A 16789-nucleotide genomic window follows, 5' to 3' on the forward strand; every position below is an offset into this window, starting at 1 on the left:
ATGCTGTCCAGCCGCGCCGGGGTCATGGGCGGCATCGGCGGCCAGATCGAGGGCCTGGACGCCGACAAGTCCTGCTTCGCCATGGGCCAGTCGGCGGGGGGCATCCACACCGTGCTGCCGGCGGCGCAGATCGTGGCCAACCTGGTCGCGGAGGCCGAGACGGCGCTCGCCCGGGCGAGCAAGCTGGTGAAGGTCACAGCCTAGGCTCGGCCGGGCGCCCAGATCATCGCAAACGACCAGGGTGGAGGCGCGGGACGCCTCCACCCCTCGTGGTTCGCCGGGCCGGGGGTCAGCCGCAGCGACCTAGGCCGTCGTCCTCCGGGAGAGATCGGATCGACGACCTGTTGGTTACGCGGCCAGCTTGGCGGCGGTCTCCGCGATCTTGCGGCCCTGATAGCGGGCGCCGGCCAGTTCGTTCTCGCTGGGCTGACGCGAGCCGTCGCCGCCGGCGATGGTCGAGGCGCCGTAGGGGCTGCCGCCGGTGATCTCATCCAGGGTCATCTGGCCGGCGAAGCCGTAGTCCAGGCCCACCACCACCATGCCGAAGTGCAGCAGGTTGGTGATCACCGAGAACAGGGTGGTCTCCTGGCCGCCGTGCTGGGTGGCGGTGGAGGTGAAGGCGCCGCCCACCTTGCCGTTCAGCGCGCCCTTGGCCCACAGGCCGCCGGCCTGGTCGAGGAAGGCCGCCATCTGGGAGTTCATGCGGCCAAACCGGGTGCCGACGCCGACGATGATGGCGTCGTAGTCGGCCAGATCCTCGATCCTGGCGATGGGGGCATCCTGGTCCAGCTTGAAGTGGGCGCTCCTGGCGATCTCTTCGGGCACGGTCTCGGGGACGCGCTTGATGTCCACCGTGGCGCCGGTCTCGCGGGCGCCTTCGGCCGCGGCCTTGGCCATGGTTTCGATGTGCCCGTAGGCGGAGTGATAGAGGACGAGGACCTTGGTCATGACGGTGTTCCTGGGGAGAGGAAGGAAGGGGGCCGCCCCGGCTTTCACCGGGGCGGGAAGGGGTCTAGGCGGCGTCAACGAGGACGAGTTCGGCGTCCTCCAGGGCGGTGACGCGGACCGTGGCCTCGTCGCGGATGGCCGCGCCGTCGCGGGCGTGGAGGGTGACGCCATTGACCTCCACCGACCCGGTGGCGGGCACCAGGTAACCGAAGCGGTCGGCGCCCAGTTCGTACTCGGCGGTCTCACCGGCCTTCAGGGTGGCGGCCACGACCCGGCCATTGGTGCGGATCGGCAGGACGTCGGTGTCGCCGTCGACGCCGCTGGCCAGGGTCACGAACTTCCCGGCGCGGTCCCCCTTGGGGAAGGGCTTGGCGCCCCAGCTGGGGGCCCCGCCGGTCTTGTTGGGCTGAATCCAGATCTGGAACAAGGTGGTGGGTTCGCTCTCCAGGTTGAACTCGGCGTGGCGGATGCCCGAGCCCGCGCTCATCACCTGGACGTCGCCGGCCTCGGTGCGGCCCTCGTTGCCCAGGCTGTCCTTATGGGTGATGGCGCCGGTGCGGACATAGGTGATGATCTCCATGTTCGCATGGGGGTGCGGCGGGAAGCCGGAATTGGGCTCGATGCGGTCATCATTCCAAACCCGAAGAGGCCCCCAGCCCATGCGCTTGGGATCGTGGTACTCGGCGAAGGAGAAGTGATGCTTGGCGTCGAGCCAGCCGTGGTTGGCGCCGCCGAGGGAGTCAAAGGCTCTGCGTTCGATCATCTCGTGGTCTCCTGTCTCGTGCGGACCGCTGGCCGAAGGGCCGCGCCGCTGTTGAAATCAAGGTAGCCATCCCCACGCATTCCGAAATAGAAACGATGGAAACAGATCGTTTCGGAAATCGTCATGTCCCGTCTTCCTGATTTCGAGGCCTGGGCGGTCTTCGCCAAGGTTGCCGAGACCGGCGCCTTCGCCCGCGCCGCCGTCGAACTGGAACTCTCAAAGGCCACGGTGTCCAAGGCGGTGTCGCGGCTGGAGCAGCGGCTGGGGACCAGTCTGTTCCACCGCACCTCCCGCAAGCTGGCCCTGACCGAGAGCGGCCGCACGGCCCTGGAGCGGGCCAGCCGCATCCTGGCCGTGGGCGAGGCGGTGGAGGCCGAGGCCGCCGCCCAGTCGGCGACGCCCCAGGGGTTGGTGCGCCTGGCCGCGCCGATGTCCTTCGGCAACCGGCACGTGGCGCCCCTGCTGCCGGAATTCCTGCGGCTCTATCCGGAGGTCTCCATCGACCTCAGCCTGTCGGATCAGAAAGTGGACCTCGTCGGGGAGGGATTCGACCTCGGTTTGCGGATCGGCAACCTGGCCGACTCCTCCCTGCTGTCGCGCCGGCTATGCGGGGTGCGGCTGGTGCTGGTGGGTTCGCCGGCCTATCTGGCGCAATACGGCCGGCCCGAGCATCCTCGCGACCTGCTGTTCCACCGGGCCCTGACCTACGCCTATGTCCTGACGCCGGAGGTCTGGAGGTTCGTCCACGCGAACGATGGGGAGCAATCTGTCACCGTCTCGGGCCCCCTGAAGGTCAACAATTCCGACGCCCTGATCCCGGCCCTGCGCGCCGGCCTGGGCCTGGCCCTGCAGCCGGAGTTCATCGTCTGGCCGGAACTGGCGGACGGAACGATCGAGGCGGTGATGTGCGACTGGCGAACCCCGCCAATCGCCCTGCACCTGGTCTCGCCGCCCGGGCGTCTGCGGCCGGCAAGGGTGCGGGTGCTGTACGACTTCCTGGCCACGCGCCTGGCGACGGCGCCCTGGGCGATGGTTGAGGACTTGGAGCGGGCCTAGGGCTCACCCGCCCACCGCCTTCGTGAACGACCCGAAGCTGCCCAGGCAGCCCTGCCACACGCCCACGTGCTGCTTGGCCTCCTCGGCGGTCATCCGCAGGTTCACCAGGGTGGCGTAGGCGACGTTGGGCTTGCCATCGTCGGCGAGGAAGGCGCGGCAGGCCACCTGTCCCTTGTTGAATTCGTTGATCTTGCTCAGGCTCACGCCCTTGGCGGAGAAGGCGGTGGAGAAGACCAGGGCGCGGCAGGCCTTCCCCTTGGCGTCGCAGTCCACGTACTGGGCGCCGAAGTCGCCGCCCGGCGTGGTGATGTTCAGGAACACCACGGTGGCCTCGGTCTTCGCGATCTCCGCCTTGGCGTCCATGGTCTTCAGCAGGCCGACCAGGGCGGCGGGATCGCGCAGGTCGAAGGGGCCGGACCTGGCCGGCGCCTTGGCGGGCGTCGCGGCATGGGCGGCGACCGCCAGGGTGGCGATGGCGGCGGCGAGGGTGGCGATACGCATGACGGGTCCCTGGGTCGACTCCAATGAGATCTAGCCGATTTCCGCGCATCCGGCGGCAGGAGAATGGCGTTCGCCTTCTGCGCGCGACGGGATGACAAAAACCGTGTTCTTCCCTTAAGTGAGGGGATGCGCCGTCTGATGCTCACCCTCGCGCTGGCCGCCGCGGCCTTCCCGGTCCTCGCCCAGGACCGCAGTCCGGCGCAACGCCAAAGCCTCGTGGACCTGGCCTATGTACTGGGGGAGAGCCATGCCCTGCGCCAGGCCTGCGCAGGCCCCGAGGACCAGTTCTGGCGGACCCGCATGATGAACCTGGTCAGCAATGAGAAGCCCGATGCGGCCCTCGATGGGCGGCTGAAGGAAAGCTTCAACACCGGCTTCGCCTCGCGCCAGACCGAGTTCCAGTCCTGTGGCCCGGCCAGCCGCCGCGCCGAACTGGCCGCCGCCAACCACGGCCTGGATATCTCCAAGCGCCTCGCCAAGGTGATGATCAAGACCGAGCGCGAACCTTTACCCACCATCTTCGAGATGAACGCGACAGGCGAACAAGCTCCGCGGTAAGCTCTCCGGACCCACCGTCGGAGATCTCGTCATGGCCGCTGCGACCATCGCGTCTATCGCCTTCCTAATCCTCGCCCTGGTCATCGTGCTGGGCGCCATCAAGATCGTTCCCCAGGGGCGCGAGTACACGGTGGAGCGGTTTGGCCGCTACACCCGCACCCTGAAGCCGGGCATCTCGTTCCTCACCCCCTTCATCGAGGGCGTCGGCCGGCGCATCAACATGATGGAGCAGGTCCTGGACGTGCCGCGCCAGGACGTGATCACCAAGGACAACGTCTCGGTCCAGGTGGACGCCATCGTCTTCATCCAGGTGATGGACGCTGCGGCCGCGGCCTATCGTGTGACCAATCTCGACTACGCCATCACCCAGCTGACCATGACCAACCTGCGCACCGTGGTGGGCAACATGGAGCTGGACGAGGTGCTGAGCCAGCGCGACCAGATCAACACCCGCCTGCTGGACGTCATCGACCAGGCCACTAGCCCCTGGGGGGTGAAGGTGGCTCGCATCGAGATCAAGGATCTCCAGCCGCCGCCGGACATCACCAACGCCATGGCGCGGCAGATGAAGGCCGAGCGGGAACGCCGGGCGGTGATCACCGAGGCGGACGGCGAGAAGCAGGCCGCCATCACCGTGGCCGAGGGCGCCAAGCAGGCCGCCATCCTCCAGGCCGAGGGCCGCCGGGAGGCGGCGTTCCGTGACGCCGAGGCCCGGGAGCGGGCGGCGGGCGCCGAGGCCGAGGCCACCAAGCTGGTTTCGGACGCCATCGCCAGCGGCGATGTCAACGCGATCAACTACTTCGTGGCGCTCAAATACGTGGAGGCCTTCGCCAAGCTGGCCGAGAGCCCGCAGCAGAAGACCGTCATCGTGCCCGCCGACATGGGTTCGCTGGTGGGCTCCATCGCCGGCATCGGCGAGCTGGTGAAGTCGATCCAGTCTGACAATCCGCCGCCGCGCCCACCGCAGCCGCCGCAGCAGTCGCGTCCTCCGCAGCCGCCGCGCCCCACGGCGGTTCCCAGGACGGGGGCCTGAGCCCATGGACGGCCTAATCCAACTGGTGGTCGCCAATCCGTTCTGGGTGTGGGCGGCCATCGCCGCCCTGATCCTGGCGACCGAAGTCTCCACCGGCTCCGGCTGGCTGCTGTGGCCGGCCGCCAGCGCGGCGGCCGTCGCCGTCGCGGCCCTGCTGTTTCCTCAGATGGGCTGGGTCGGGGCGATCGGCCTCTATGCCGGCCTGACCATCGTCACCACCCTGCTGGCCCGACGCTTCTGGCGCTCGAGCCCGGCCAACGAATCGCAGGACATCAACGACAACATCTCCCGACTGGTGGGTCATCACGGCCGGGCCGCGGCCGACTTCCGCGACCGCGCGGGCCGGGTGTTCATCGATGGCAAGGAGTGGGCGGCGGAGCTTGAGGAGGACGCGGTCCTCGCCCTCGGCGCGCCCATCGAGGTCACGGGGATAAACGGGGCGCTGCTGCGGGTGCGCCCAGCTCGCTGATCTCCGACAGGAAGATTCGCAGGGCCCTCAGGAACGGGGTCACCGCGCGGAACTCATCGTCGGTGAACCCCTCGCGCAGGGCCTCGGTCTTGGCCTTCATGTCCTTCATGATCGCCCCGGACACCTCGAGTCCGGCCCGGGTGATCTTGACCCGCTTCTTGCGCCGGTCGTCGCAGTCGGCCAGCACGGCGACGAGGCCCATCTTCTCCAGCTTCTGCAGGAGGTTGGTGATCGCGCCCTTGGTCATAAGCATCATGCGCGCCAGCTCGGCCGGGGTCTGGCCGTCGCCGTAGCGCATGAACCACTGCAGCAACTCGAACTGGGCATGGGTCATGCCCTCAGGCAGGTGCTTGGTGACCGCGGCGCGCAGATAGTGCTCGATGGCTCCGATCTCGGTGAACACCTGGACGTAAGGATGCGCCTGCGCGGCCGGCCCATTGCCTAGGTCTGGTGTCAGCACGGTCGTCTCCATATCGTTCACTGTTGAACGAGATGGGTTGTCCTAACGGAAGCTTCAAGCCGTGAAGATCAACGTTCTTTCGAATCCGGCGGGACTGTGACTTCAAGGCGACGCGGCGTGATCGGCTAGGCGCGCGCCTTCAGGGCTTCCTTCAACCCTTTGCCGGCCAGGAAATCCGCATGCTCGTTGAGCGCGTGGCCGGCGTGGCCCTTGACCCAACGCCAGTCGACGGTGTGGCGGTCGCGGGCTATGTCGAGGCGGCGCCACAGGTCCTCATTCTTCACCGGCTTCTTGTCAGCGGTCTTCCAACCGCGCTTCTTCCAGCCGTGGATCCACTCCGAGATGCCCTTCATGACGTAGGTCGAGTCGGTGTGCAGCTCGACGTCGCAAGGCTTGGTGAGAGCCTCCAGCGCTTGGATCGCGGCCATCATCTCCATGCGGTTGTTGGTGGTGTCCGGCTCGCCGCCGCAGATGTCCTTGCGATGGCCGCCGGAGATCAGCACCGCGCCCCAGCCGCCGGGGCCCGGGTTCCCCGAGCAGGCGCCGTCGGTATAGATCACCACCTTGGTCCCTCTCACGCCTGGGCCCCGAACAGGACGAGGTCGGGCGCCGCGCGGTGGACCGCCAGCTTGCGTTCGTATTCGAGCGGGTCCTTTGGGCGGACCAGGGCGCCCGCCGGGGTCGAACCCCAGGCCTCGAGCCGGGTCAGGAAGAATCGCATGGCGGCCCCGTGGGCCAACACTGGCAGGGCCTGACGCTCGGCGGCGCTCAGGGGACGGTGGACCTCGTAGCCGGCCACCAAGGCGCGGGCGCTGGTGATGTTGAAACTGCCGTCGGCCTCGAAGCACCAGGCGTTCAGAGCCACGGCCACATCATAGGCCAGGGTGTCGACGCAGGCGAAATAGAAGTCGATGGCCCCGGCGAACTTCCCCCCGGCGAAGAAGACGTTATCGGGGAAGTAGTCCTCGTGGATGATCCCCTGGGGCAGGCCCTGGGGCCAGGTCCGGGCCAGGCGGTCCAGGTCGGCGCCGATGGTGGCCGCCAGGCCGGGTTTCAGGGCCTCGGCGTCGTCCCGCAGGGTGGCGAACAACGGCGCCCAGGCAGCCTGGCCCAGACCCGGCGCCCGCGTGCCCGGGAAGCCACGTGCGGCCAGGTGCAGCCGGGCCAGGCCCGCGCCCGCCTCGCGGCAATGGGCGGCGGTGGGGCGGCGCACCGAGAGGCCCGGTAGGAATTCGATGATGGCGGCCAGCTTGCCGCGCACATGCTTGATGGTCCGCCCCGCGCGGTCGGCGACGGGGGAGGCGCAGGGGTAGTCGTGGTGAGCCAGCCAGCGCATCAGGTCGAGGAAGAACGGCAGTTCCTCGGCCTTCATGCGCTTCTCGTAGACGGTCAGGAAATAGCGCCCGACCGTGGTCTCCAGCATGAAGTTGGAGTTTTCCACGCCCTCGGCGACGCCCTTGAACGCCACCGCGGTCCCGAGGTCGAAGTCGGCGAGCAGGAGCGCCAGCTCCTCGTCGTTGATGTCGGTATAGACGGCCATGCTGGGCTCGGGATGGGGGAGCCCGCGCCGGGCGTCAAGCCTTGCCGACCACCCACAGGTCCTGACCGCCGTCATAGTCGGCGGGCGCCGCCCAATTGCCCTTGTGGAAGGACATCAGCGTGAGGCCGGCCTGGGCGATAGCGCGGGCCAGGGCCTCCCGATCATGGGCGATGGCCCGCTCAGGGCTGCGGGGGTCCACCACGCTGGATGTGGCGTCATAGGGCTGGAAGTCGAACAGCGGGGCCTGCGCCTCGCGGGGCGAGAAGGCGGTGAAGGCGAACCGGCCCCCCGGCTTCAGCACCCGTGCGGCTTCCCTCAGGTAGTGGCTCATGGCTCCGAAGCGCATGTGGGTGAAGACCGACATGGCGAAGGCCACATCCACCGAGGCGCTCTCGGCGGGGAAGGCCACCTTGTCCTCGGCGATGGATCCGCCGCGGTTGTAGTCGCCGTTCCAGACGTCGAGGTGGACGAAGGTCAACTGCGGGTAGCGGCGCCTGCACATGCCGATCGCCGCCCTGGAGAGGTCGAACCCGGCATAGGGATGGTCGGTCAGATGGTGCGCCATCCGCCCGGTGCCGCAGCCGATGTCCAACACCGCGTCACCGGGCTTGAGGGCCGCGTAGGTCCTCAGCCAGCCCACCGCCTGCAGGCCGATGGCGTAGTGGTCGCCGTCGCCGACATTGTGGATCACGCTCCACGGATCGCCGGGCCGGCGGGTCGGCAGGCTCTTGATGTCCAGCCAGAGTCCAGACAGGGCGCGCCGCAGGGGCGGCGGGGCATAGGCGGCGAGGGCGCGGATCATGGGCGTCAGGATACCGACTGGAACGGGGCGTGTCTTGGGCCCTCGCGGGAGGCTTGTATTACGTGCGTTATAACGATACGATGGGCCGCATGATCACGCTGAAACTCAGCCAGATCGGCAACTCCGTCGGTCTCATTCTCCCTAAGGAAGCCCTGCTGCGGCTGGGGGTCGCAAAGGGTGACACCCTCTACCTGACGGAGGGTCCGGGCGGAGAGATGCGGCTTTCGGCCTACAGCGCAGAAGTCGCCGAGGAGATCGCGCTGGGCGAAGAGTTCATGGATCAGTACCGCGACACCTTCCGCGCCCTGGCCAAGTGAAGCGCGAGCCCCGCTGGATCACCAAGGAAGGCTTGGTTGTCCTGCACGATCGCAGCATCGCCTTGCATGGCGGAGCCCCTGGGCTGCGAGATGAGGCGCTCCTCGAGTCAGCCCTGGGCCGACCCGCCAATCTCTTTCACTACGAAGGCGAGGAGGATGTCTGCGTCCTGGCGGCGTCGTACCTCATCGCGATCACCAGCAACCATCCCTTCACGGACGGAAACAAGCGCGCGGCCTATCTGGCCATGGGCCTCTTCCTGATGAAGAACGGCCGGCGGCTGACAGCTGATGCCGCAGAGGCGGCCCTGACGGTGCTTTCGGTCGCGGGCGGGGAGCGCGATATCGAGGCGCTGGCGGCCTGGATTCGGGCCCGCTCGGTTTCTAGCCTTCCACCAGCACCCGGGGCAGCTTGAAGCTGACGGTCTCGCGGACGGCGTCGACCTCCTCCACGGTGACGTCGAAGACCGCGCGCAAGGCATCGATCACCCCCTGCACCAGCACCTCGGGCGCCGAGGCGCCGGCGGTGACGCCGACGGTCCGGGCGCCGTCGATCCAGGCGAGGTCGAGGAAGCTTGCATCGTCGATCAGGTGTGCCTGGGCGACGCCTTCGCGCATGGCCACCTCCACCAGGCGCACCGAGTTGGAGGAATTGGCCGAACCCAGCACCAGCAGGACGTCGCTGCGGGCCGCAACGCTCTTGACCGCCTCCTGGCGGTTGGTGGTGGCGTAGCAGATGTCTTCCTTGTGCGGCGCCGAGATCTCCGGGAACCGCTCGCGCAGGGCCGCCACGATGGCCGCGGTGTCATCCACCGACAGGGTCGTCTGGGTGGCGAAGGCGACGTTGGTCGCATCCTTGGGCGTGAAGGCGCGCGCGTCCTCCACGGTTTCGATCAGGGTGACCGCGCCCTCCGGAAGTTGGCCCATGGTGCCGACGACCTCCGGGTGACCGGCATGGCCGATCAGCACGATCTCCATGCCGGCGTCGTAATGGCGCTGGGCCTCCACATGGACCTTGGAGACCAGGGGGCAGGTGGCGTCGAGATAGAACATGTTGCGCGACTTGGCGTCGGCCGGCACCGACTTGGGCACGCCATGGGCGGAGAACACCACTGGGCGGTCGGTGGGACACTCGTCCAGCTCCTCGACGAAGATGGCGCCCAGCGCCTTCAGCCGGTCCACCACATGGCGGTTGTGGACGATCTCGTGGCGCACATAGACCGGGGTGCCATACTTCTCGAGGGTGCGCTCCACGATCTGGATGGCGCGGTCGACGCCGGCGCAGAAGCCGCGCGGGGTGGCGAGTAGGACCGTCAGGGGGCGGCGGGCGAGGGGCGCTTCGGACATGCGCCCAAACTAGGCGTCCGGAGGCTCCACCGCCAGCCGCGTTGCGGCCTCAATCGATAGCCAGTAGTACAGGCCGACCCGCGCGGACCTCCGCGCCCCGCTTCTCTGTCTGGACGACCCCATGCGCCGTTCTCTTTTGCTTGCCGCCTGCGCCTTCCTGGCCACCGCGGTCGCCCTGCCGCAAATCGCCCTGGCCCAGGCGCCGCGCCGCGACCAGCAGCGCCAGGAGCAGGAGGCGGCCAAGAAGAAGAAGTCCAAGGAAGAGTGGAACGACGTTCAGGCGCCGCTGCAGGCCCTGCGCAACGCCGGTCCGTGCCCCTACGTGAAGGTGCTCTACGACGCCGGGCGCTACATCGAGTTCAAGGACGACAGGGAGGCCTCGGCCAATGTCGCCTATTCGGGCGAGATCCAAGGCATCTCGGCCGGCTGCCAGTACAAGGACGACCAGCCGATCCAGGTCGAGATGGAAGTGCTGTTCGAACTGGGCAAGGGCCCGCAGGCCCAGGGCTCGTCCAAGAACTATCGCTATTGGGTGGCCGTCACGAAGCGCAACGAGGCGATCATCGCCAAGCAGTACTTCGACCTGCCGGTCAGCTTCGGCCCCAGCCAGGACCGCGTCTACGCCACCGAGAAGATGGCGCAGATCACCATCCCGCGCGCCAAGGACACCACCAGCGGCGCCAATTTCGAGATCCTCGTGGGCTTCGACGTGACGCCGCAGATGGCGGCCTTCAACCGTGACGGCAAGCGCTTCCGGGTGAACGCGGGCACAGCGGCCGTCGCCGCGGCGGGGACGACCGACCGTCAATGAGCGATCTGAAACGGGGCCTGAGCGAAGCGGTCGCCGCCGCCTTCGCCGCCGCGGGCCTGCCGGCTGAGCTCGGACGCGTGACGCCGTCCGACCGGCCCGACCTGGCGGACTTCCAATGCAATGGGGCGCTGGCCGCGGCCAAGACCGCGCGCCGCGATCCCCGCGAGATCGCCGCCGGGGTCACCGCGACCCTGGCCGCCGATCCGCGCCTGTCGGTCGTCGAGATCGCGGGTCTCGGCTTCATCAACATGCGGGTCTCCGACACCGCGCTGTCCGGGCGCGCCAACGAGATCGCCGCTGATCCGCGCCTGGGCGCGTCGGTGGTGGAGGCCCGCCGGCGCATCCTGGTGGACTATGCCGGCCCCAACGTGGCCAAGCCGATGCATGTGGGCCACCTTCGGTCTTCCATCATCGGCGAGGCCATCAAGCGCATCTACCGGTTTCGGGGCGACCTGGTGGTGGGCGACGCCCACTTCGGCGACTGGGGTTACCAGATGGGCCTCATCATCGGCGCGGTGATGGACGAGGATCCCTTCATCAAGGCCCTGGTGGAGCAGCTCAATAGCCGCAAACAGCCGGTGTCGGCGGAGGAGGAAAAGACCGCCTTCGCCGCCCTGCACGACCGGGTCAGCCTGGAGGATCTCGACCGCCTCTATCCCCTGGCCGCGGCCAGAGGGAAGGCCGAGATCGAGTATCGCGAGCGGGCCCGCCGGATGACCGCCGAGCTTCAGGCCAAGACGCCCGGCTATCACCTGCTCTGGCGGCACTTCGCCCGGGTGACCAAGGTGGCCCTGGAGCGGGACTTCCACGCCCTCGGGGTCGATTTCGACCTCTGGAAGGGTGAGAGCGACGTCGACGACCTGATCGCGCCGATGGTCAGGGAATTGGACGACAAGGGCCTGCTGGTGGACGACCAGGGCGCCCGGATCATCCGCGTGGCCCGCCAGGGGGACAAGCGCGACCTGCCGCCCCTGCTGGTGGTCTCGTCGGAGGGCTCGGCCATGTATGGCACCACCGATCTGGCCACCGTGCTGGACCGGAAGAAGAGCTTTGATCCCGACCAGGTGCTCTATGTGGTGGATCAGCGGCAGGCCGACCATTTCGAGGTTGTGTTCCGCGCCGCCTACCTGGCCGGCTACGCGCCGGAAGGCAGCCTGGAGCACATTGGCTTCGGCACCATGAACGGCACCGACGGCAAGCCCTTCAAGACCCGCGAGGGCGGGGTGCTGAAGCTCAACGACCTGATCGAAATGACCCGCACCAAGGCGCGCGAGCGCCTGCGGGAGGCCGACCTGGGCGCCGAACTCGACCCCGACGCCTTTGACGACACCGCCCACAAGGTGGCCGTCGCGGCCCTGAAGTTCGCCGATCTGCAGAACTTCCGCGGCACCTCCTATGTCTTCGACCTCGACCGCTTCTCCAGCTTCGAGGGCAAGACCGGTCCCTATCTGCTGTATCAGGCGGTGCGGGTGAAATCCCTGCTGCGCAAGGCGGCCGACCAGGGTGTCGCCACCGGCCCGATCACGGTGTCCGACCCAGCCGAGCGCGATCTTGTCCTGCTGCTGGACGCCTTCGACCAGGCGCTCACCGACGCCTATGAGAAGCGGGCGCCGCACTTCGTGGCCGAGCACGCCTTCAAGCTGGCCCAGGCCTTCAGCCGCTTCTACGCCGCCTGTCCGATCCTGATCGCCAAACCGGTGGTCTGTTCTTCGCGCCTGGCCCTGGCGGCAACCACCCTGCGCCAGCTGGAGCAGGCTCTCGACCTGCTGGGAATCGCCGCGCCGGCGCGGATGTAGCGACCACAAGGCGGCCGCGATCGGACTTCTGCAGGTCAACCCGCGCATGTCGCTGGGCCCTTCGACTTTGCGCGTTGACTCCCGCGGGCCCTTCGAACAGGTTCCGCCTCGACTCTCGCGGGAGAGACCGGGCCTCGAGCCCGGAGCCGAAGGCGCAACCGCCCCGGAAACGCTCAGGCAAACGGACCGCGAAGGCTGATGAACGCTGGAAAGTAGTGCCCCCTCTGGAGCGCTCGCCGAAGGAGCAAGGGTGGGCCTCCCACCTGAAATCTCTCAGGCCCAAGGACAGCGGGGGCAGGGCGACGGCGGAGCTTTTCCGTCTGCGCCTGCAATCGTCAGCCGGAGTCTCATGCGTGACCGATGAAGCCCTGAAGACCACCCCGCTCGCCGCCGCGCACCTGGCCGCCGGTGCGCGCATGGTGCCCTTCGCGGGCTACTCCATGCCGGTCCAGTACAAGGACGGCGTGCTGAAGGAGCATCTCTGGACCCGCGAGCACGCCGGCCTGTTCGACGTCTCCCACATGGGCCAGGCCCGGCTGCGGGGCGTCTCGCCGCTCTCGGCCTTCGAGGAGATCACGCCTGGCGACTTTATCGGCCTGAAGCCCGGTAAGCAGCGCTATTCGGTCCTGCTCAACAAGAAGGGCGGGGTGATCGACGACCTGATGGCCGCCCGCCCCGACGACGACGGCCTGTTCGTGGTGGTCAACGGCGCCTGCAAGGACAACGACTTCAAGGTCATCGACAACGAGCTGGCCGGCCAGGTCACGATCGAACGTCTCGAGAACCGCGCCCTGCTGGCGATCCAGGGTCCCGAGGCCGCCGCCGTCATCGGCCGTCACCTGCCTGCGGCCCAGCGCATGGTGTTCATGGATAGCCGCGCGATGCCGGGCTTCGGGACCAATATCCTCATTTCACGCTCGGGCTATACGGGCGAGGACGGCTACGAGATTTCCGTACCGGCCCATCTGGCCGAGACGATCTGGAACCTGCTGCTGGAGGACGAGCGGGTCCGTCCCATCGGCCTGGGCGCGCGCGACTCCCTGCGCTTGGAGGCCGGCCTGCCGCTCTACGGCCATGACGTGGACGAGACCGTCAGCCCCATCGAGGCCGACCTGGCCTTCGCCGTCTCGGTGAAGCGCCGCGAGGCCCGCGACTTCCCGGGCGCGTCTCGCATCGCCAAGGAGCTGGCCGAGGGCCCGACGCGCAAGCGTGTCGGCTTGAAGGTGCTGGAAGGCGCCCCGGCCCGCGAGGGCGCGGAGATCGCCGACGGGTCGGGCGTCGTGGTCGGCGTCATCACCTCCGGCGGCTTCTCGCCGAGCCTGGGCTATCCCATCGCCATGGGTTTCGTGCCGCCGGCCCTGGCCGCGCTGGGGACCCCGTTGAAAGTCATCGTCCGGGGCAAGCCGCAGGCCGCCGAGGTCGTGCGCATGCCCTTCGTTCCCAATCGCTATGTCCGCAAGATCTGAGGAGATCACCCCGATGCGTTTCACCAAGGATCATGAGTGGGTCGTCCTCGAGGGCGACGTGGCCACCATCGGCATCACCGCCTACGCCGCCGAGCAACTGGGCGACGTGGTGTTCGTCGAGACCCCCGACGTCGGCAAGACCGTGAAGGCGGGCGACGGCCTGGCGGTGGTGGAGAGCGTGAAGGCGGCCTCCGATGTCTACGCTCCCATCTCAGGCGAGGTGGTCGAGGCCAACACCGAGCTGGGCGACGCGCCCGAGACGGTCAACGCCACGCCGGAGTCCGGCGGCTGGTTCGCCAAGCTGAAGATCGCCGACAAGGGCCAGTACGACGCCCTGATGGACCGCGACGCCTACGAAACCTATCTCGGGACCCTGTAAGCACCCATGCGTTACCTACCCCTGACCCCGGCCGACCGGGCCGAGATGCTCGGCGTCATCGGCGCGGCCACCATCGACGACCTGTTCGTCGACGTCCCCGCCGCCGCCCGCAAGGCTGACCTCTTCGACCTGCCGCTGCACGCCGGCGAGATGGAGGTTGAGCGCGCTCTATCGGCCCTGGCGGCCAGGAACCGTCCGGCCGGGGCGGGCCCGTTCTTCTGCGGGGCGGGGGCCTACAAGCACCATGTGCCGGCGACGGTGGACCACATCATCCAGCGCTCGGAGTTCCTCACCAGCTACACGCCCTACCAGCCGGAAATCGCCCAGGGCACTCTGCAGGTGCTATTCGAGTTCCAGACCCAGGTGGCGGCCCTGACCGGGCTCGAGGTGGCCAACGCCTCAATGTACGACGGCTCCACCGCCTGCGCCGAGGCCGTGATGATGGCCCAGCGGGTCACCCGCCGGAAGAAGGCGGTGTTGTCGGGCGGCCTGCATCCGCACTATGCGGCGGTCACCCAGACCATCGCCCATGCCGAGGGCATGGACATCACCCGCCAGGCCGTGGCCATCGACGCCGAGGCCGACGTGCTCTCGGCCATCGACGCCGACACCGCCTGTGTCGTGGTCCAGACTCCCAATGTGTTCGGCGTCGTCACTGACGTGAGCCAGATCGCGCAGGCCGCCCACGCCGCAGGCGCCCTGCTCATCGTGGTGACCACCGAGGCGGTCTCTTACGGCCTGCTGAAGTCGCCGGGCGAGATGGGCGCGGACATCGCGGTGGGGGAGGGCCAGTCCATCGGGGTCGGCCTGAACTATGGCGGCCCCTATATCGGCCTCTTCGCGGCGCGTGAGAAGTTCGTGCGCCAGATGCCGGGCCGGCTCTGCGGCGAAACCGTGGACGCCGAGGGCGCGCGCGGCTTCGTCCTGACGCTGTCCACCCGCGAGCAGCATATCCGCCGCGAGAAGGCGACCTCCAACATCTGCACCAACTCGGGCCTCTGCGCGCTGGCCTTCACCATCCACATGACCTTGCTGGGGGAGCGCGGCCTGCGCGAGCTCGCGGCCCTGAACCACAGCCGGGCCCGGGAACTGCGCGAGGCGCTGGCCGCCGTGCCGGGGGTCGAGATTCTGTCGCCGCGGTTCTTCAACGAGTTCGCCATCCGGGTTCCCGGCAAGGCCACCGAGGTCGTCGAGGCCCTGCTGGCCGACGGCGTGGTGGCCGGCGTGCCCTTCAGCCGCCTCGACCCCAAGGCCGGGATGGACGACGTGCTGCTGGTGGCCGCCACAGAAACCACGACGCGGGATGATATCGCCGCCTTCGCCAACGCCCTGAAGGGGAGGACCGCCTGATGGCCATGTCCAATATCGGCCGTCCGACCCAGCCCCAGGCGTCCGGCGTCGCCTCCGCCCACACCTCGCTGACCGGCGCCCGCGGGCTGCTGCAGGACGAGGCCCTGATCTTCGAGATGGGCGGCTGGGACAAGACCGGCGTCGACTTCGACCTGCCCGCCCATGACGCCTCGGACCTGGGCGACCTGGTCCGCGCCGCGCCCATCGGCCTACCCGGTCTGTCCGAGCCCGAGGCCATGCGCCACTATGTGCGCCTGTCCCAGAAGAACCACGCCATCGACCTGGCCCTCTATCCGCTGGGCTCGTGCACGATGAAGCACAACCCGCGGCTCAACGAGAAGATGGCCCGCCTCGCCGGCTTCGGCGACCTGCACCCGATGGCGCCCCAGTCGACGACCCAGGGCGCCCTGGAGCTGATGGACCGCCTGGCCCACTGGCTGAAGACGCTCACCGGCATGCCCGCCGTGGCCCTGTCGCCTAAGGCCGGGGCGCACGGCGAACTGTGCGGCCTGCTGGCCATCAAGGCGGCCCACGAGGCCAAGGGCCAGGGGCGTCGCCGTACTGTCCTGGTGCCCACCTCCGCCCATGGCACCAACCCGGCCACCGCGGCCTTTGTCGGCTATGACGTCACCGAGATCGCCCAGACCGCCGACGGCCGGGTCGACCTCGCCGACCTGGAGGCCAAGCTGTCGCCGGAGGTGGCGGCGATCATGGTCACAAATCCCAACACCTGCGGCCTGTTCGAGCGCGACATCATCGATATCGCCCGCCTGACCCACGCGGCCGGGGCCTATTTCTACTGCGACGGCGCCAACTTCAACGCCATCGTCGGTCGGGTGCGCCCGGGCGACCTGGGCGTCGACGCCATGCACATCAACCTGCACAAGACCTTCTCCACGCCCCACGGCGGCGGTGGCCCCGGCGCGGGTCCGGTGGTGCTGTCTGACGCCCTGGCGCCCTATGCGCCGACCCCCTGGGTGGTGAGCTCGGGCGAGGGTTTCAAGCTGGTGGAGGAGGCGCAGGATGAGGCCGCCGAGACCTTCGGCCGCATGGTGGCCTTCCACGGCCAGATGGGCATGTTCGTGCGAGCCTATGCCTACATGCTCAGCCACGGGACCGATGGCCTGCGTCAGGTCGCCGAGGACGCGGTGCTCAACGCCAACTACATCAAGGCCAAGCTGTCGCCGGTGATGACG

The 16789-nt window shown here is 68.4% G+C and carries 20 protein-coding genes, 1 pseudogene and 1 riboswitch; of the genes and pseudogenes, 13 read left to right on the forward strand and 8 right to left on the reverse strand.

Annotation, left to right across the window (positions count from 1 at the left end; translation table 11 throughout):
• Positions 1-204: pseudogene (locus RMO97_RS05470) on the forward strand (nitronate monooxygenase); the annotation flags it as partial.
• Between the two features lie 144 nt (positions 205-348).
• On the opposite strand, the gene wrbA reads toward RMO97_RS05470, so the two are convergent.
• Together wrbA and RMO97_RS05480 are read right to left on the reverse strand one after the other, a co-directional pair.
• A complete protein-coding gene (gene wrbA, locus RMO97_RS05475; RefSeq protein ID WP_310539519.1) occupies positions 349-948 on the reverse strand; it encodes an NAD(P)H:quinone oxidoreductase in 600 nt (199 codons plus the stop codon).
• Between the two features lie 64 nt (positions 949-1012).
• On the reverse strand, positions 1013-1711 hold the full coding sequence (locus RMO97_RS05480; protein ID WP_310539520.1) for a pirin family protein: 699 nt from the start codon (positions 1709-1711) through the stop codon (positions 1013-1015).
• A 123-nt stretch (positions 1712-1834) separates the two neighbouring features.
• Here RMO97_RS05480 and RMO97_RS05485 point away from each other — a divergent pair, with 123 nt between their 5' ends.
• On the forward strand, positions 1835-2767 hold the full coding sequence (locus RMO97_RS05485) for a LysR family transcriptional regulator (protein WP_310539521.1): 933 nt from the start codon (positions 1835-1837) through the stop codon (positions 2765-2767).
• Positions 2768-2770: 3 nt separating this feature from the next.
• Here RMO97_RS05485 and RMO97_RS05490 read toward each other — a convergent pair whose 3' ends face one another.
• Complete coding sequence (locus tag RMO97_RS05490) at positions 2771-3268, reverse strand: YbjN domain-containing protein (RefSeq protein ID WP_310539522.1); 498 nt, start codon at positions 3266-3268, stop codon at positions 2771-2773.
• Positions 3269-3406: 138 nt separating this feature from the next.
• Between RMO97_RS05490 and RMO97_RS05495 the strand changes: the two genes are divergently transcribed.
• The 3 genes from RMO97_RS05495 to RMO97_RS05505 are packed head-to-tail and all read left to right on the forward strand — an operon-like array spanning position 3407 to position 5328.
• Positions 3407-3826 (forward strand): TIGR02301 family protein, encoded by a 420-nt coding sequence (locus tag RMO97_RS05495; RefSeq protein ID WP_310539523.1) that lies wholly within the window; start codon positions 3407-3409, stop codon positions 3824-3826.
• Positions 3827-3857: 31 nt separating this feature from the next.
• The gene (locus tag RMO97_RS05500; protein WP_310539524.1) at positions 3858-4859 is read left to right on the forward strand and encodes an SPFH domain-containing protein; all 1002 of its coding nucleotides are present in this window, start codon (positions 3858-3860) and stop codon (positions 4857-4859) included.
• Positions 4860-4863: 4 nt separating this feature from the next.
• Positions 4864-5328: an NfeD family protein gene (locus RMO97_RS05505; RefSeq protein WP_310539525.1), complete on the forward strand. Its 465-nt coding sequence runs from the start codon at positions 4864-4866 to the stop codon at positions 5326-5328.
• Here the strand turns inward: RMO97_RS05505 and RMO97_RS05510 are convergent.
• From RMO97_RS05510 to RMO97_RS05525, 4 genes are all read right to left on the reverse strand, one after another.
• Entirely contained in the window at positions 5282-5788 is a 507-nt protein-coding gene (locus RMO97_RS05510; RefSeq protein ID WP_310539526.1) for a MarR family transcriptional regulator, read from the reverse strand. The two genes, RMO97_RS05505 and RMO97_RS05510, sit on opposite strands and share 47 nt — an antisense overlap.
• A 125-nt stretch (positions 5789-5913) precedes the next feature.
• Positions 5914-6366 (reverse strand): ribonuclease HI, encoded by a 453-nt coding sequence (rnhA, locus tag RMO97_RS05515; RefSeq protein WP_310539527.1) that lies wholly within the window; start codon positions 6364-6366, stop codon positions 5914-5916.
• Positions 6363-7328: a homoserine kinase gene (gene thrB, locus RMO97_RS05520; protein ID WP_310539528.1), complete on the reverse strand. Its 966-nt coding sequence runs from the start codon at positions 7326-7328 to the stop codon at positions 6363-6365. The genes rnhA and thrB overlap by 4 nt, the downstream gene beginning before the upstream one ends.
• Positions 7329-7362: 34 nt before the next feature.
• Complete coding sequence (locus tag RMO97_RS05525) at positions 7363-8130, reverse strand: class I SAM-dependent methyltransferase (protein ID WP_310539529.1); 768 nt, start codon at positions 8128-8130, stop codon at positions 7363-7365.
• 89 nt (positions 8131-8219) lie between these two features.
• Between RMO97_RS05525 and RMO97_RS05530 the strand changes: the two genes are divergently transcribed.
• Entirely contained in the window at positions 8220-8447 is a 228-nt protein-coding gene (locus RMO97_RS05530) for an AbrB/MazE/SpoVT family DNA-binding domain-containing protein (protein WP_310539530.1), read from the forward strand.
• Positions 8444-8860, forward strand: coding sequence for a type II toxin-antitoxin system death-on-curing family toxin (locus RMO97_RS05535; RefSeq protein WP_310539531.1), 417 nt, complete (start codon positions 8444-8446; stop codon positions 8858-8860). Before RMO97_RS05530 ends, RMO97_RS05535 begins: the two co-directional genes overlap by 4 nt.
• Here the strand turns inward: RMO97_RS05535 and ispH are convergent.
• Positions 8829-9791 carry a 4-hydroxy-3-methylbut-2-enyl diphosphate reductase gene (gene ispH, locus RMO97_RS05540; RefSeq protein WP_310539532.1) on the reverse strand — a complete coding sequence of 321 codons (963 nt, stop codon included), beginning with the start codon at positions 9789-9791 and terminating at the stop codon, positions 8829-8831. The genes RMO97_RS05535 and ispH overlap by 32 nt on opposite strands.
• Positions 9792-9912: 121 nt before the next feature.
• Between ispH and RMO97_RS05545 the strand changes: the two genes are divergently transcribed.
• The 6 genes from RMO97_RS05545 to gcvPB all read left to right on the forward strand — a co-directional run.
• Complete coding sequence (locus RMO97_RS05545; RefSeq protein ID WP_310539533.1) at positions 9913-10602, forward strand: Tat pathway signal sequence domain protein; 690 nt, start codon at positions 9913-9915, stop codon at positions 10600-10602.
• On the forward strand, positions 10599-12398 hold the full coding sequence (gene argS, locus RMO97_RS05550; RefSeq protein WP_310539534.1) for an arginine--tRNA ligase: 1800 nt from the start codon (positions 10599-10601) through the stop codon (positions 12396-12398). Before RMO97_RS05545 ends, argS begins: the two co-directional genes overlap by 4 nt.
• A gap of 108 nt (positions 12399-12506) precedes the next feature.
• Positions 12507-12597, forward strand: a riboswitch (glycine riboswitch).
• 154 nt (positions 12598-12751) lie between these two features.
• A complete protein-coding gene (gcvT, locus tag RMO97_RS05555) occupies positions 12752-13864 on the forward strand; it encodes a glycine cleavage system aminomethyltransferase GcvT (RefSeq protein ID WP_310539535.1) in 1113 nt (370 codons plus the stop codon).
• 13 nt (positions 13865-13877) lie between these two features.
• Positions 13878-14243, forward strand: coding sequence for a glycine cleavage system protein GcvH (gcvH, locus tag RMO97_RS05560; protein WP_304777429.1), 366 nt, complete (start codon positions 13878-13880; stop codon positions 14241-14243).
• A gap of 6 nt (positions 14244-14249) precedes the next feature.
• Positions 14250-15593, forward strand: a complete 1344-nt coding sequence (gene gcvPA / locus RMO97_RS05565) for an aminomethyl-transferring glycine dehydrogenase subunit GcvPA (RefSeq protein ID WP_310539536.1) — start codon at positions 14250-14252, stop codon at positions 15591-15593.
• A partial coding sequence (gcvPB, locus tag RMO97_RS05570) for an aminomethyl-transferring glycine dehydrogenase subunit GcvPB (RefSeq protein WP_310539537.1) occupies positions 15593-16789 on the forward strand: 1197 nt, incomplete at its 3' end. The genes gcvPA and gcvPB, both read left to right, overlap by 1 nt.

Origin of the sequence: Phenylobacterium sp. (assembly GCF_031425575.1) — a bacterium.
Lineage (GTDB): Bacteria > Pseudomonadota > Alphaproteobacteria > Caulobacterales > Caulobacteraceae > Phenylobacterium.

Excerpts from the sequence above, each read along its gene's own strand:
- RMO97_RS05480 (WP_310539520.1), bottom strand. The coding sequence starts at position 1,711 with ATGATCGAACGCAGAGCCTTTGACTCCCTCGGCGGCGCCAACCACGGC.
- wrbA (WP_310539519.1), bottom strand. The coding sequence starts at position 948 with ATGACCAAGGTCCTCGTCCTCTATCACTCCGCCTACGGGCACATCGAA.
- RMO97_RS05485 (WP_310539521.1), top strand. The coding sequence starts at position 1,835 with ATGTCCCGTCTTCCTGATTTCGAGGCCTGGGCGGTCTTCGCCAAGGTT.
- RMO97_RS05525 (WP_310539529.1), bottom strand. The coding sequence starts at position 8,130 with ATGATCCGCGCCCTCGCCGCCTATGCCCCGCCGCCCCTGCGGCGCGCC.
- gcvH (WP_304777429.1), top strand. The coding sequence starts at position 13,878 with ATGCGTTTCACCAAGGATCATGAGTGGGTCGTCCTCGAGGGCGACGTG.
- RMO97_RS05545 (WP_310539533.1), top strand. The coding sequence starts at position 9,913 with ATGCGCCGTTCTCTTTTGCTTGCCGCCTGCGCCTTCCTGGCCACCGCG.
- argS (WP_310539534.1), top strand. The coding sequence starts at position 10,599 with ATGAGCGATCTGAAACGGGGCCTGAGCGAAGCGGTCGCCGCCGCCTTC.
- RMO97_RS05490 (WP_310539522.1), bottom strand. The coding sequence starts at position 3,268 with ATGCGTATCGCCACCCTCGCCGCCGCCATCGCCACCCTGGCGGTCGCC.
- RMO97_RS05530 (WP_310539530.1), top strand. The coding sequence starts at position 8,220 with ATGATCACGCTGAAACTCAGCCAGATCGGCAACTCCGTCGGTCTCATT.
- gcvPA (WP_310539536.1), top strand. The coding sequence starts at position 14,250 with ATGCGTTACCTACCCCTGACCCCGGCCGACCGGGCCGAGATGCTCGGC.
- RMO97_RS05505 (WP_310539525.1), top strand. The coding sequence starts at position 4,864 with ATGGACGGCCTAATCCAACTGGTGGTCGCCAATCCGTTCTGGGTGTGG.
- ispH (WP_310539532.1), bottom strand. The coding sequence starts at position 9,791 with ATGTCCGAAGCGCCCCTCGCCCGCCGCCCCCTGACGGTCCTACTCGCC.
- RMO97_RS05495 (WP_310539523.1), top strand. The coding sequence starts at position 3,407 with ATGCTCACCCTCGCGCTGGCCGCCGCGGCCTTCCCGGTCCTCGCCCAG.
- RMO97_RS05500 (WP_310539524.1), top strand. The coding sequence starts at position 3,858 with ATGGCCGCTGCGACCATCGCGTCTATCGCCTTCCTAATCCTCGCCCTG.
- thrB (WP_310539528.1), bottom strand. The coding sequence starts at position 7,328 with ATGGCCGTCTATACCGACATCAACGACGAGGAGCTGGCGCTCCTGCTC.